The 14,208-nt window shown below is 48.8% G+C and carries 11 protein-coding genes; 8 read left to right on the forward strand and 3 right to left on the reverse strand.

The window, feature by feature from the left end:
• Both rfbA and rfbB read right to left on the reverse strand, forming a co-directional pair.
• Nucleotides 1-918: a glucose-1-phosphate thymidylyltransferase RfbA gene (rfbA, locus tag DFR42_RS16350; RefSeq protein ID WP_245936994.1), complete on the reverse strand. Its 918-nt coding sequence runs from the start codon at nt 916-918 to the stop codon at nt 1-3.
• Nucleotides 915-1,982, reverse strand: coding sequence for a dTDP-glucose 4,6-dehydratase (gene rfbB / locus DFR42_RS16355; protein WP_110256081.1), 1,068 nt, complete (start codon nt 1,980-1,982; stop codon nt 915-917). Before rfbB ends, rfbA begins: the two co-directional genes overlap by 4 nt.
• A 616-nt stretch (nt 1,983-2,598) precedes the next feature.
• On the opposite strand from rfbB, the gene grpE reads away from it, so the two are divergent.
• From grpE to DFR42_RS16380, 5 genes are all read left to right on the forward strand, one after another.
• Entirely contained in the window at nt 2,599-3,195 is a 597-nt protein-coding gene (gene grpE, locus DFR42_RS16360) for a nucleotide exchange factor GrpE (protein WP_110256082.1), read from the forward strand.
• A gap of 152 nt (nt 3,196-3,347) precedes the next feature.
• Nucleotides 3,348-5,291: a molecular chaperone DnaK gene (gene dnaK, locus DFR42_RS16365; protein ID WP_110256083.1), complete on the forward strand. Its 1,944-nt coding sequence runs from the start codon at nt 3,348-3,350 to the stop codon at nt 5,289-5,291.
• A 279-nt stretch (nt 5,292-5,570) separates the two neighbouring features.
• Complete coding sequence (dnaJ, locus tag DFR42_RS16370; RefSeq protein WP_110256084.1) at nt 5,571-6,689, forward strand: molecular chaperone DnaJ; 1,119 nt, start codon at nt 5,571-5,573, stop codon at nt 6,687-6,689.
• Between the two features lie 279 nt (nt 6,690-6,968).
• Entirely contained in the window at nt 6,969-9,947 is a 2,979-nt protein-coding gene (locus DFR42_RS16375; RefSeq protein ID WP_110256085.1) for an EAL domain-containing protein, read from the forward strand.
• A 71-nt stretch (nt 9,948-10,018) separates the two neighbouring features.
• Entirely contained in the window at nt 10,019-10,621 is a 603-nt protein-coding gene (locus tag DFR42_RS16380; protein WP_110256086.1) for a chalcone isomerase family protein, read from the forward strand.
• A 182-nt stretch (nt 10,622-10,803) separates the two neighbouring features.
• Here DFR42_RS16380 and DFR42_RS16385 read toward each other — a convergent pair whose 3' ends face one another.
• On the reverse strand, nt 10,804-11,862 hold the full coding sequence (locus DFR42_RS16385; RefSeq protein ID WP_110256087.1) for a tetratricopeptide repeat protein: 1,059 nt from the start codon (nt 11,860-11,862) through the stop codon (nt 10,804-10,806).
• 501 nt (nt 11,863-12,363) lie between these two features.
• Between DFR42_RS16385 and DFR42_RS16390 the strand changes: the two genes are divergently transcribed.
• The 3 genes from DFR42_RS16390 to DFR42_RS16400 all read left to right on the forward strand — a co-directional run bounded on the left by DFR42_RS16390 (nt 12,364) and on the right by DFR42_RS16400 (nt 14,074).
• Nucleotides 12,364-12,717 carry a hypothetical protein gene (locus DFR42_RS16390; RefSeq protein WP_110256088.1) on the forward strand — a complete coding sequence of 118 codons (354 nt, stop codon included), beginning with the start codon at nt 12,364-12,366 and terminating at the stop codon, nt 12,715-12,717.
• 87 nt (nt 12,718-12,804) lie between these two features.
• A complete protein-coding gene (locus DFR42_RS16395) occupies nt 12,805-13,440 on the forward strand; it encodes a hypothetical protein (RefSeq protein ID WP_110256089.1) in 636 nt (211 codons plus the stop codon).
• A 7-nt stretch (nt 13,441-13,447) separates the two neighbouring features.
• Nucleotides 13,448-14,074: a hypothetical protein gene (locus tag DFR42_RS16400; protein ID WP_110256090.1), complete on the forward strand. Its 627-nt coding sequence runs from the start codon at nt 13,448-13,450 to the stop codon at nt 14,072-14,074.
• Nucleotides 14,075-14,208: the final 134 nt, after the last annotated feature.

Consider the following 14,208-nt stretch of genomic DNA (forward strand, 5'->3'; position numbering starts at 1 on the left):
TCAATACGCTTTCTTGTTCAATAGTTGCAGCAGATACTGGCCATACTCATTTTTCTTGAGCGGCTGTGCCAGTTTTTCCAGCTCGGCATCACTGATGTAATGACGGCGGTAGGCAATTTCTTCAGGGCAGGCAACTTTCAGGCCCTGGCGTTTTTCTATGGTGGCGATGAACTGGCCAGCTTCCAGCAGGGATTCATGGGTGCCGGTATCCAGCCAGGCCATGCCCCTGCCCATTAATTGCACATCCAGTTTGCCCTGCTTCAGGTATTCATTATTGACATCGGTGATTTCCAGCTCACCACGCGCCGATGGCCTGATATTCGCCGCGATATCACAAACCTGATTGTCATAGAAATACAGGCCAGTGACGGCATAATTGGATTTTGGCTGCTGCGGTTTTTCTTCTATGCTGATGGCATGGCGTTTGTCATCAAATTCAACGACGCCATAACGCTCAGGATCTTGCACATGATAGGCAAATACGGTGGCGCCTTCTTGCTGCGCATCCGCCTGACGCAATTGCGATTCAAAATCATTGCCATAATAAATATTGTCGCCAAGTATCAGGGCAGTATTGGCGTTGCCAACAAATTCCTTACCTATGATAAAAGCCTGGGCCAGGCCATCAGGCGAGGGCTGCACGGCATAAGTGATTTGTATGCCCCATTGATTGCCATTGCCCAGCAGCTCGGCGAAGCGCGGCGTATCCTGTGGTGTGGAAATGATGAGGATATCGCGTATCCCCGCCAGCATCAGCGAGGTCAGCGGGTAATAAATCATGGGTTTGTCATAGACAGGCAGCAATTGCTTGGAGATAGCCTGGGTCACAGGATACAGGCGCGTGCCTGAACCACCAGCCAGGATGATGCCCTTGCGTGCGGATGTATTGCTCATGTTTTTACTGACCTGACTGCTCATGCTTCTTCCTCATCTTCATATTGCAGTGCTACCCATTTCAGGTATTCGCCCGACTGTACCTGTTTGGTCCATTCATCATTGGCCAGATACCATTCCACGGTTTTTCTGAGACCGGTAGTGAAAGTTTCTTGTGGCTTCCAGCCCAGTTCTTTCTCTATCTTGCGGGCATCAATAGCATAACGGCGGTCGTGGCCGGGTCTGTCGGTGATATGTTTGATCTGGTCCTTGTAGCTGCCCTGGGCCTTGGGTTGCAATTCATCCAGCAGTTCACACAGGGTATGCACGACACTCAGATTGGTTTGCTCATTCCAGCCACCAACATTATAGGTTTCCCCCAGCCTGCCTGCTTCCAGTACCCGGCGTATGGCCGAGCAATGGTCCTTGACATACAGCCAGTCACGCACTTGCAGGCCATCGCCATAGACAGGCAAGTCTTTGCCAGCGCGGGCATTGGTAATCATCAGGGGGATGAGTTTTTCAGGGAAATGGTAAGGACCATAATTGTTGGAACAATTGGTCGTCAGCACCGGCAAGCCATAGGTATGGTGGTAAGCCCGCACCAGATGGTCAGATGCCGCCTTGGTCGCAGAGTAAGGGCTGTTTGGCGCATATGCCGTGGTTTCGCTAAATGCCGCATCGTCTGCTGCCAGCGTGCCATAGACTTCATCGGTAGAGATATGCAGGAAACGGAAGTTTTCTTTATCTTCGCCTTCCAGGCTTTGCCAGTAAGTGCGTGCGGCTTCCAGCAGGCTGAAAGTGCCATTCACATTGGTAGTGACAAAAGCTGCCGGGCCAACAATCGAGCGGTCTACATGGCTTTCTGCCGCGAAATGGATGATGGCTCTGGGTTGATATTCAAAAAACAAGCCGCACAGATGTGCACTGTCATTGATGTCACCTTTGACAAAAACATGACGTGCATCATTATTCAGGCTAGCCAGATTATTCAAATTGCCAGCGTAGGTCAGTTTGTCGTAATTGAGGACAGACTCATCTGACTGGGCCAGCCAGTCCAGAACAAAATTGGCACCAATGAAACCCGCGCCCCCTGTGACAAAAATCATGCCTCACTCCTGTAAAAATCTCTGATTTGCGCTGAATTGTACGCAACAGGCGATTTTACTTGAGAAGAGGCCAGTTTCGTTGACGGGGCTGCTTAAACTATGTGTTTATTTGATGCAAGATGGCAATAAATTCGCGTTTTTTTTGTAAAAAACCTATGCCAGTAGATTCTATACATGAGCAAAACTTGCCTGCACTGCAAGAGCAGGCAGGCGCAGCGCAAGATCAAAAACGGATATTGATCTTGTAAGTATTGCAATTTGGCCGCATGCCCTCAACTCAGGAGGCCATGACATTACTTTGCGACAGGCATATCCATGCAACGGTGGCAACAGTGTAGGCGAGCAAGAGTAAAGAGATCAGAGAGAGTTTCATGATGGCAACCTTATTTGGTGGTGTCCTTGACATTATTTTAGGACGCGCTTTGCCATATGCCAGTAATGAATTGTTTTAGTTTTGTTACGAGATGTGTTTATTTGTACCTTGAATGTATCTTTATGTGCCCCCAGATTGCCGCAAATCAGGGAAGTTCAGGATTTTTTAAGATAAAGCCTTGAAATCGTAAGGGTATATCCCCAATTGCAGGGGCAATGTATGTTTTTGATCGGGAGAGTAAGTATGCAAGAGCAAGAAAACCAGCAAGCGGAAAAGGTAGAAATAAAAGAAGCCGCGCCGGAAGTTCAACTGGACAGTATTGTTCAGGGTGAAACAGTGCAGACCTCTGCACCAGAAGCGCCGCAGGCAGCACCTGCACAAGACACTGCCGAGCAAGTCATCGCCAAGCTTGAAGCAACAGTGCGAGAACTGCAAGATTCCTTCATGCGCGCCAAGGCCGAGGGGGAAAACATCCGCCGCCGCGCCCAGGAAGATATCAGCAAAGCGCATAAGTTTGCGATTGAAGGCTTTGCCGAAGCCATGGTGCCAGTCAAGGATAGCCTGGAAATGGCCCTGAAGATTGATACACCATCCATAGAAGCGCTGAAAGAAGGCGTGGAAATGACATTGAAACAACTCAGTGCAGCATTTGAAAAAAATCGCCTTACTGAAGTGAACCCGGTCCAGGGTGACAAGCTTGATCCTATGAAGCATCAAGCCATCTCCATGGTACCTGCCGAGCAAGAAGCCAATACAGTGGTGACTGTATTGCAAAAAGGTTATACCATTGCCGACCGTTTATTGCGTCCGGCTTTAGTGACTGTAGCGCAAGGAAAGTAAGAAAAGTGTAAAAAACGCGCAAAAAGTGGCTTGAAAAGCGTGTTTTTTACCATATATCCGAAACAGACGAGTTTGTTGCAGCCAATTTCAACCAATAAAGCGCACTGACTCACCAACATTGACAAAAAAATCTACATTCTAAGGGAATTATCATGGGAAAAATGATTGGTATTGATTTGGGTACAACCAATTCTTGCGTTGCTATCATGGAAGGCGGCCAGCCGAAAGTGATCGAAAATGCAGAAGGTGCGCGTACTACGCCTTCCATTATTGCGTATCAAGAAGACGGCGAAATCCTCGTTGGCGCATCTGCCAAGCGCCAGGCTGTAACAAATCCCAAGAACACACTGTTCGCGGTGAAACGCCTGATCGGTCGTAAGTTCGAAGAAAAAGAAGTGCAAAAAGACATCGGTCTGATGCCTTATTCCATTTCCAAAGCTGACAATGGCGATGCATGGGTTTCCGTGCGCGACAAAAAACTGGCTCCTCCGCAAATCTCTGCAGAAGTTTTGCGCAAAATGAAAAAAACCGCCGAGGACTACCTCGGTGAAGAAGTGACAGAAGCAGTCATCACTGTTCCTGCTTACTTTAATGATGCACAACGTCAGGCAACCAAAGACGCTGGCCGTATCGCCGGTCTGGATGTCAAACGCATCATCAATGAACCAACTGCTGCTGCGCTGGCCTTTGGTCTGGACAAAAAAGAAAAAGGCGATCGCAAGATTGCTGTATATGATCTGGGTGGCGGTACTTTCGACGTCTCCATCATTGAAATCGCTGACGTAGATGGCGAAATGCAATTCGAAGTATTGTCCACCAACGGCGATACTTTCCTCGGTGGTGAAGATTTCGATCAACGCATCATCGATTACATCATCGACGAATTCAAAAAGATCAATGGTCTCGACTTGTCCAAAGACCCTATCGCTTTGCAGCGTATCAAGGCATCTGCCGAACGCGCAAAAATCGAATTGTCGAGCTCGCAACAAACCGAGATCAACGAGCCTTACATCGCCATGGCAAATGGCGCACCTGTGCATTTGAACCTGAAAATCACACGTGCCAAGCTGGAAGCCCTGGTTGAAGAACTGATCCAGAAAACCATCGAGCCTTGCCGCATGGCGATCAAGGATGCAGGCGTGAAAACAACTGACATCGACGACATCATCCTCGTTGGTGGTATGACACGTATGCCTAAAGTGCAGGACGTGGTCAAGGAATTCTTCGGTAAAGAACCACGTAAAGACGTGAACCCTGATGAAGCCGTTGCCGTTGGTGCAGCGATTCAAGGTTCTGTTCTGTCTGGTGATCGTAAAGATCTGTTGTTGCTGGACGTGACACCTTTGTCCCTGGGTATCGAAACCCTGGGCGGCGTCATGACCAAGATGATCCAGAAAAATACGACTATCCCGACCAAGTTCAGCCAGGTGTTCTCTACTGCAGACGACAACCAGCCTGCAGTGACGATCAAGGTTTATCAGGGTGAGCGCGAAATCGCTGCTGGCAATAAAGGCCTGGGCGAATTCAACCTGGAAGGTATTCCACCAGCAGCACGTGGCACGCCACAGATTGAAGTGACTTTTGACATCGACGCCAATGGTATCTTGCACGTAGGTGCAAAAGACAAAGCCACTGGCAAAGAAAACAAGATCACCATCAAGGCCAACTCTGGTTTGACCGAAGATGAAATCCAGAAAATGGTGAAAGACGCTGAACTGAACGCGGAAGAAGACAAAAAGGTCAAGGAACTGGCCGAGTCTCGCAATCAGGGCGACGCTCTGGTGCACTCCACCAAAAAAGCGCTGGCTGAGCATGGCGACAAACTGGAAGCTGGCGAAAAAGAGAAGATCGAAGCCGCCATCAAGGAACTGGAAGATGTATTGAAATCCGGTGACAAGGCTGAGATCGACACCAAGCTGGGCGCATTGTCCACAGCATCACAAAAGCTGGGTGAAAAAGTCTACGCCGACATGCAGGCACAACAAGCGGCTGCAGGCGCTGCTGCTGGTGGTGCAGGCGCTGCCGGTGCAGATGCCAAACCTGCAGATGATGATGTTGTTGACGCTGACTTCAAAGAAGTCAAAGACAACAAGTAATGCCTAGTTTGACGGGTTTGCGCCCGTCATGACGCGCCGGGTGGCTCGCTTTGCGGTGCCGGCCCGGCGTTTGCGCTTCGAACCTGTTTACGATCTGTAGCGAGCGCGCGTTAGCAGGGGGAAGAGCAGCGCAAAAAGCGGAATGTACTTAAGTACATGAGCATTTTGAGCAGCGCATGAACCCTGATCACGCACGCGCAGTAAGATCGTAATCAGGTTCTTAAGTTTGATGCTTAAGTTTTCACTTAAGTTCAAGAACAATACTGAGGTTAACAAGAGATGGCGAAGCGTGATTTTTACGAGATTCTGGGGTTAGGCAAAAACGCCACCGAAGATGAAATCAAAAAGGCCTATCGCAAAATGGCGATGAAGTACCATCCGGACCGTAATCCGGATAACAAGGTCGCCGAAGAGAAATTCAAGGAAGCCAAAGAGGCTTACGAGATGCTTTCCGACAGCCAGAAGCGCGATGCCTATGACCGTTATGGTCATGCCGGTGTCGACCCTAATATGGGTGGCGGCGGTGGTGGCGGTGCAGGTGGTTTTGCCGATGCCTTTGGCGATATTTTTGGTGATATTTTTGGCGGTGGCCGTCGCAATGCAGGCCCGCAAGTGTATCGTGGTGCTGATTTGCGCTATAACCTGGAAATCACGCTGGAACAGGCTGCCAACGGTTTCGATACCACCATCCGCGTACCTAGCTGGGATTCTTGCGATACCTGCCATGGCTCTGGTGCCAAGCCAGGTACTTCACCTGTTACCTGTACCACTTGCGCTGGCCACGGCCAGGTACGCATGCAGCAAGGCTTGTTCAGCATACAGCAGACTTGCCCTAAATGTCATGGCACAGGCAAGATGATTCCTGACCCTTGTACTGCCTGCTCCGGCGTTGGCCGTATCAAGCGTAACAAGACTCTGGAAGTCAAGATACCGGCAGGTATTGACGACGGCATGCGCATACGCTCATCCGGCAATGGTGAACCGGGCGTCAACGGTGGCCCGCCAGGTGACTTGTATGTGGAAATCCATATCAAGCAGCATCCGGTATTCCAGCGTGAAGGTGATGACCTGCATTGCGAAATCCCGATTTCCTTTGTCAAGGCAGCGCTCGGTGGCGACATCGAAGTGCCTACCCTGAGCGGCAAGGCATCTTTCACCGTGCCTGAAGGCACGCAGTCTGGCAAGACTTTCCGTCTGCGCAGCAAGGGCGTCAAGGGTGTGCGTTCCGGTTATGCCGGTGATCTGTTCTGCCACGTTGTCATCGAAACACCGGTGAAGCTGACAGAAAAGCAAAAAGAACTCTTGCGCGACTTTGAAAAGCTGACGGTAGAAGGTGGACCCAAGCACAATCCGCAAAGCAAAACATGGATGGACAAGGTCAAGAAGTTTTTTGAATAAGTCGGTTTAATCCAACACCAAAGCCTGCCAATCTACCTTGGCAGGCTTTTTTGTTGTTGGCGGGGATAGAATGTGTTTGTTATGTCTCAAGTGCTGAATTCTGTCATATTCCGCAATGGATTACGGTAGCATTCTGATACTATTGTGAGATGCAGCTATCCCCTTGTTTTGTGTAAGTGCAGGAAGATATCAGGCCGGACGCCGGTCAGCATTTGAAAGCCGTCTCACGCCTATTTCAAAACGTATTTCAGGACATATTCCAGTACACCTAGGGCCTTGATGGATAAATCATACATAGGCATGTCATCCAGATATCCCAGATTATTTGCGCTGGGAGCTGCATTGATTGTGTTTTTTGGTTTCTGGGCTGTTGACAATAACGAGCGCGAGCTGGCTATCCAGAAGCAAAAAGTCGAGATCATCGAAAAGCTCGTGGTCTTGCGTGCCAAACTGGGCACAGGACTAACCTCCAATATTTCTGCCGCAAGGGTCCTGGCCGTGACCTTTGCCACCAAGCCGGATTTGTCTGAGCAGGAATTCAAGGTGCTGGCAGCAGAAGTGGCCAACGCCAATCCCAGCATTCGTAACCTGGTCCTGGTCAAAGGCACTGTCGTCAGCTATGTCTACCCGTATAAGGGTAATGAAAAAGTCCTCGGTGCTGATTATCGCAAGCTGCCACAGCAATGGCCGGTCTATCAACGCATGATGGAAGAGCGCAATATACAAATTGCCGGGCCGCTGACCCTGGTGCAGGGTGGGGTGGGGCTGGTCGTGCGTATCCCCGTATATCAACATGAGAGCCGCGATGATTTCCTTGGTTCTATAGCCATGGTGGTCAACTACGAGGCGCTGCTGGAACAAGCCGGTGTCGCCCAGATGCAAAAGGAAATCAAGCTGGCCATACGCGGGCGCGATGCCAAGGGTAGCAATGGTGAAGTCTTTCTTGGCGATGGTAGCCTGTTTGGCAGCGACGCCGTTACCCAGAGCATCATGTTGCCAGGTGGCAGCTGGGAGCTGGCAGCAGTGCCGCTGAATGGCTGGCAGGGCACCACCAGATTATCAAGATTCATAGAAGTCTTTGGCCTGGTGGTGTGCCTGATGGTCTGGATCATCAGTTACCAATCCATCGTCAGACAAAGACAGCGTGAGCTGAATGCCCAGAACCTGCGCGAGAGGGAGGCTTTGCTGCGCCTGCGCAATGAAGCCCTGAGCGCCACTTCGCAAGGCGTGATGATCGCCGCCAGTGATGGCCATATCAATTACGTCAACCAGGCGGCCTGCCATCTGAGTGGTTATGTCCAGGATGCCTTATATGAAAAACAGCTCGCAGATTTGTTTGCACCTGAAGTGGCTGCCATGCTGGCAGAAGAGGCGACCGACAAAAAACCGCTGACACTGGAATATGCTCGCCCCGTTGAAAACGGGCAGCAACTCTGGCTGGAATTATTGCTGACGCCAGTGTACGACCAGCTTGGCCAGCTACAGCAATATGTGGCTTTGCTGCGCGATATCACCGACAAGAAACTGGCAGACAAAGAGCTGGAAATTGCCGCCATGGCCTTTGAGACTGAAGAAGGCATACTCATTACCGATGCCCGCCTGCAGATATTGCGTGTCAATAAAGCCTTTACCCGCATCACCGGTTATGAAGCCAGCGAGGCCGTAGGCGAGAGCATGCGGCTCTTGCAATCAGGCCGTCATGATGAAGCTTTTTATACCCAGATGTGGGACGAAATACGTCGTAATCATCGCTGGCAGGGCGAACTGTGGAATCGCCGCAAGAATGGCGAGATTTATTCAGAACGCCTGGTCATCTCCGCCGTCCTGGGCAAGGATGGCAGCGTGACCAATTATGTAGGTTCTTTCAACGATATTACCGAGCACAAGGTCTCGGAAGAGAAAATCCATCAACTGGCTTTCTTTGACCCGCTGACGGGTTTGCCAAATCGTCGCCTCTTGCTTGACAGGCTGGCACGTGCCCTGGCCATGAGCCGCAGGCACCAGCGTTATGGCGCCATCCTGATGATAGACCTGGACAACTTCAAGACCCTGAATGATACCCAGGGCCACAATATGGGCGACATGCTGCTGACTCAGATAGGCAAGCGCATCCATGCCTGCGTGCGCGCAGACGATACCGTTTCGCGTACCGGTGGCGATGAATTTGTAGTCTTGCTCGAAGGCTTGCATGAAGACTTGCAACATGCCGCCAGCCTGGCCGAGCATGTGGCTGAAAAAATTCGCCTGACCCTGAGCCAGACCATTAACCTCGGCCATATCGATTATGAAAGCTCGGGCAGCATAGGCATCACCATGTTTGGGGTAGAAGCAGTAGGCATCGATGAATTATTGCGTCGCGCCGACATGGCCATGTACCAGGCCAAGGCCATGGGCAAGAATAATGTGCGCTTCTTTGATCCCAGCATGCAGGCGGCGCTGGAATTCCGAACCGCCATGGAAACCGATTTGCGCCATGCCCTCATGCACCAGCAATTCATCCTGCATTATCAATTGCAGGTCAGCGCACTTGGTGACCCTATAGGGGCAGAAGTCTTGCTACGCTGGCGGCATCCTGGCCGTGGACTGGTGTCACCGCTGGATTTCATCCCCCTGGCAGAAGAGACTGGTCTCATCCTGCCCATAGGTCTGTGGGTACTGGAAACCGCCTGCAAGCAAATTGCAGTCTGGGCCAGCGACCCTGTCAAATCCGGCATGCAACTGGCCGTGAATGTCAGCGCCCGCCAGTTCCGCCACACTGGCTTTGTCGAAGATGTCACACGTATCCTGCATGAGACTGGTGCCAACCCTATCTTGCTGAAACTGGAATTGACAGAAAGCGTGGTGCTGGAAGATGTCAGCATTGTCATCGAAAAAATGCACGCCATTAAAAAACTGGGTGTCGGTTTTTCCATGGATGATTTCGGTACCGGTTACTCGTCCCTGTCTTACTTGCAGCGCCTGCCACTGACCCAGCTCAAGATAGACCGCAGCTTTGTCCATAATCTGCCAGATGACGTGAATAATGCCAACATCGTCCGTACCATCATCAGCCTGGGCGGCAGCCTGGACTTGAATGTCATTGCCGAGGGCGTAGAAACCGAACAGCAGCGCGAGTTTTTACTGCAAGCCGGCTGTCTGGCCTATCAGGGTTATCTGTTCTGCAAGCCCATCCCCATAGAGGAATTTGACGAGTTTATTTCGAACCGGCAATACCTGAAAAAACCCGACAGCCCCAGGTCTGAAATTCAGGTAAGCTAGTGCTGCGGCCTACGTAACCCAAAGCGAAGGCGAGTAGTTTACAAGTGGTATTAAAATAAAAGGGGAGACAAATGCAATTGAATACAACCGTAAAGCGTCTGGCAGGACTGGCGCTGGCCTTGTGCATGACGATGCAGGCTGGAGCCACAGAAGTAGCTGGTATTAAATTCGATGAAAGCATACAAGTTGCCGGTACTGAGTTAAAACTCAATGGTGCAGGCATACGTTACAAGGCCATTTTCAAAGTCTATGCAGCGGGACTGTATCTGAAAGAGAAAAAGACCACAGTACCAGAAGTACTGGCATCACAAGGTCCACGTCGCGTGACTATCGTCATGCTGCGCGACCTCAGCAATGAAGAATTCGGCCGTGGCTTCATGACCGGTATTCAACAAAATACTGACAAGGCAGAAAAATCCAAGATGACCATGCAATTCATCCGTTTCGGTGAATTGTTTGCCTCCGTGCCTGAACTTAAAAAAGGCGATGTCATGACCAATGACTGGATACCCGGTGTTGGCACGGTAGTGGCACTGAATGGCAAAAAGATGGGCGATCCTTACCCGGATCTCGCTTTCTACAATGCCTTGCTGCGCATCTGGCTGGGTGAATCCCCGGTAGACCGCAGCCTGAAAAAAGCCATGCTGGCTGAGGAAGATACACGCGGTCGTTGATACTTCAGTGCCGGTAACAGATAAAAAGCGCATGGATGCAAATCCTTGCGCTTTTTTAACACCTGTACCATTCGCGCTTCAGTCGTCATGGGGCGCTGAGCAACTTGTAGCATGAACAAAAAAGGGGCGGTCTTACACACATCAAAGACACGCTCAGGCATACTACCCTGGCCCTCACTTAATCAAAGCGGTATGGCAGAACCATTTTTGATTGAGATAGCCAGTTGCTGGGCCTGATTTTTTTCGGCATCGGATAAAGTCTCTCCTACCTTATCTCTGTATTCGTCCGCCCAGAATGCGCCGCCTATCGAAGGGTCTTCCTTGTGTTTCTGGCCAGACAGGACGAATAATGCATAGGCTGTAACTTTATTAGGTGTAACGCCCTGGCCATTCATGTACAACTTTCCCAAACGGAACAGAGCGCCACCGCTCCCTTGACTGGCAGCCATGGCGTACCATTTGGCAGCACCTGTATAATCATGTTGCGCCAAGTCTTTTCCTCGAACGCGAGTTGGAGCTATCCCCTGATCAATTTGAGATTTGTACTCAGCCCAGTTGTCAGGCGGAATATAATCTTCCGGACGTCGTTCGTCGGTCACTTCGGCCAGCAAGCCCATATGGTATTGTGCATCCGGGTCATTTTGCGCCGCAGCGGCTTCATACCATTTAGCGGCTTCTGCAGGTTTCGCACTCCTGCTGTATTTTCTGGCGAGCAGCAACTGTGCGGGTAAATCTCCGCTCTGAGCAGCCTTTTCAAACCAGTATTCTGCTTTCACAGGATCGGCAGCAATATACTTGCCATTCACACCAGGAAACTGTATGGACGACTGGTGCACAATCCCAAGATAGAGATAAGCCTTGACCTCGCCCTGTTCGGCCAATTTTGTCAAAACGGGTAGTGCCAAATCATAACGTTGCTGATTTATATGCTTCCTGGCCTGCTCGAGTTGGGCTGAATGAGGGGCGGTGGTAACGGGTATTGATCGATGCTTATACTTCCAAACTCCCCCGGCGATGATCATCACCAATAGAACACTCCCCAAGAATTTCAGTGATTTATTCTCATTCGCTGCCTTTCCAGATGCCGTGCTCGTTCTATTCATTTTCTGCCGCACGGCAGGTGTCTGATTTGACTGGACCGACATCATCTTGATGTAAGCGATCCCACAGGAGGGGCATTGCCATTCAGGAGCCTGTTCTTCAGCTTGCCGCTGATAGGCGCATTTTGGACATGTGAGCATAAACAAAAAATAGAGTGGAGGGAATAAACGACTATTCAGAATCTAGTGCGAGTGGCTACATCAAGGCCGCTTATTGTCCTTGCTCTGACGAAAAAAAGGAAATTAAATTATAGGTATTTTTGTCCGCGACGAGATGTATGGAAAGACAGATTTGATCCGGTGCTTATCAGGTTTTAAAAACACAGGTGTGTCGTGCAATGTCGAAAGCCGAGGCCTTGCTTTCATGTATTTACTTAAAAATGTTATGTTGAAATCATAAACAGACCTCTACGATTAGAATTTGCCGGTGCGTTGTGTCACGCATCGTGGTGACAGGCGGGAGGATATCTATCTGGCTCAAGAAGGCAGGCAAGTCCTGCTCTCGTGTATTTTGCGAAAATATGCAGTGTTTGATTTTGCTCATGCAACCTGAGATTAGAATTTACGTGTGGTTTATATACCAGCAATTTTTCTCTAGCAGGCTACTTAATCCGATTTTATTGAAGAATTCCAGAAATATTTATGTCCAGGATATCAATTTCAATTGCTGAACCATGCCACAATATTGATGCTATTAAGTTAATAAGAGGCGTGACGGGTATTTCGTTAATATCGATAGAGAAAAGGCTTGCTGCCGGTAAAGCAGGTTTGTTCTATACCGCAGAACTATTTTTAAATGATCATGTGGAAGTCGATCGAAATATCAGGCTGCTCGTTAATGGACTTGAAAAACTTGGTTTGCCCATCTTCGTTGCTGAGATAGCTTACGACGAGTCGTGGGAAAATATAGCAAATCTGGATGATGTCAGGATAAGCGCAGACGATCTGATGGCTGAGTTGGATAATGCAAAAGGACAATTTTCATCCTTGGATTAGAACAAAACAGGATCAAAAAAAATAAGAAAATGAGTCAATAGCTTTGCTTGTGCAGGGTGCATATTGCTACGTACGAAAAAATAATACATGAAATTTTTTAATCACATTTTAGGCATATTCGCTGTTTATTCTGGCGTATTCGTCGCACCGAATTGCCTGGCTGAATCCATAGAAAAAAATTTCATTCATACAGGCCCAATCACGCAAGACAGTTTCAATCATTTTCAGTCTGCGGTGAATGCCGGAAATGTCCCGGGCATAGAATTGCATGATTCAAACGGTGCTTCTGACTGGGCCCCACTTCTTATCAAACAATATGGTGAATTAATCGTGCGACATCAATTGCCTACCTACGTTAAAGGCAATTGCTCTTCTGCTTGCGCTGCTATTTTTTTATTTGGAAAGAAAAAAATCTTTTTAGCCGCGAATGAAGGGGGAAAAACATTTCTTCATTTTCATCCAGTTGCTTATATATTTAATGATGAGACTGACATTAACTCTACGCAGGAAATCATTCTTGAAATTTTACGTAATAACCCGGATTCCCCAGACTTAAAAGTCCTGGATTGGATGTACAAAGTAAAAGATCGATTTGGCGGTGTTTTGGTTTTCAGGGATATCAAAAAAACGGGTGGGCAGATTTTTTTTCAGGAAAAGTATGGCGCTGGCCTCGTCCCTCTTTCGCCTTACACGATAGATAAACTTGGCATAACGATAGAATGACGAAGACATGTTTTTAATCAGAATATTGAACATTATTTTTTTAATTGCGCTTGCATTTCAAATTCCTGTGGCGTTTGCAGATGAAGCCTATGTGATTGACGGCATTCTTGATGATGAAAAAGTCTTGAAAATTGAATCGGAAATTTCGACACTGCCCAATATTAAAACGATAGAGTTTCGCAATTGTTATGGCATGAAGAGCAAAAACATCAATCAATTGGATAGATTGGTGAACCTGTTTGACGGAATGAAATTGAATACGGCGGTCAAAGGAGTTTGTGCCAGAGAATGTGCGCTTTTATTTATGCTCGGGAATAACAAGACCTTACTGAAGCCAGATCCTGGCAAGGTGACGGTTGTCGTATTGCATTCTCTGTTAAGTGATGACAATGAGTTCCTCGTTAATGAGAGTAAAAGAATTTTTGGTTTGATAGAGAAACACAGTGCAGGAAAAATTCCAGCCAGTTTTTTTGACAGGCTTTTTGAAGTTGGAGATGATATCGGCGGTATAGCGATTTATCGGGAATCCAGTTCCTCTGATACGAATGCTTTTTTTAGCACTGGAAGAAAGAGCAAACCTGTTCCAGTGCCTGGTTTTGTTTTGGATAAACTGGATATAAAGAAAGAACAGTGATCAGGCTTCATTAGTCAGACAGTGCATTGCTTCAGTTCAAAAACCATGACTTGGTTCATGGCAAGCCATTGTTGAGCAATGTCGCTCTGGCACAAAGCTGCCATCCAAAGCCAGTATTACCCACTAGTGACCCT

It is taken from the genome of Undibacterium pigrum, from assembly GCF_003201815.1.
Taxonomy (GTDB): domain Bacteria; phylum Pseudomonadota; class Gammaproteobacteria; order Burkholderiales; family Burkholderiaceae_D; genus Undibacterium; species Undibacterium pigrum.

Coding starts and splice junctions, on each gene's coding strand:
- rfbA (WP_245936994.1), bottom strand. CDS start 918: ATGAGCAGTCAGGTCAGTAAAAACATGAGCAATACATCCGCACGCAAG.
- rfbB (WP_110256081.1), bottom strand. CDS start 1,982: ATGATTTTTGTCACAGGGGGCGCGGGTTTCATTGGTGCCAATTTTGTT.
- grpE (WP_110256082.1), top strand. CDS start 2,599: ATGCAAGAGCAAGAAAACCAGCAAGCGGAAAAGGTAGAAATAAAAGAA.
- dnaK (WP_110256083.1), top strand. CDS start 3,348: ATGGGAAAAATGATTGGTATTGATTTGGGTACAACCAATTCTTGCGTT.
- dnaJ (WP_110256084.1), top strand. CDS start 5,571: ATGGCGAAGCGTGATTTTTACGAGATTCTGGGGTTAGGCAAAAACGCC.
- DFR42_RS16375 (WP_110256085.1), top strand. CDS start 6,969: ATGGATAAATCATACATAGGCATGTCATCCAGATATCCCAGATTATTT.
- DFR42_RS16380 (WP_110256086.1), top strand. CDS start 10,019: ATGCAATTGAATACAACCGTAAAGCGTCTGGCAGGACTGGCGCTGGCC.
- DFR42_RS16385 (WP_110256087.1), bottom strand. CDS start 11,862: ATGCTCACATGTCCAAAATGCGCCTATCAGCGGCAAGCTGAAGAACAG.
- DFR42_RS16390 (WP_110256088.1), top strand. CDS start 12,364: ATGTCCAGGATATCAATTTCAATTGCTGAACCATGCCACAATATTGAT.
- DFR42_RS16395 (WP_110256089.1), top strand. CDS start 12,805: ATGAAATTTTTTAATCACATTTTAGGCATATTCGCTGTTTATTCTGGC.
- DFR42_RS16400 (WP_110256090.1), top strand. CDS start 13,448: ATGTTTTTAATCAGAATATTGAACATTATTTTTTTAATTGCGCTTGCA.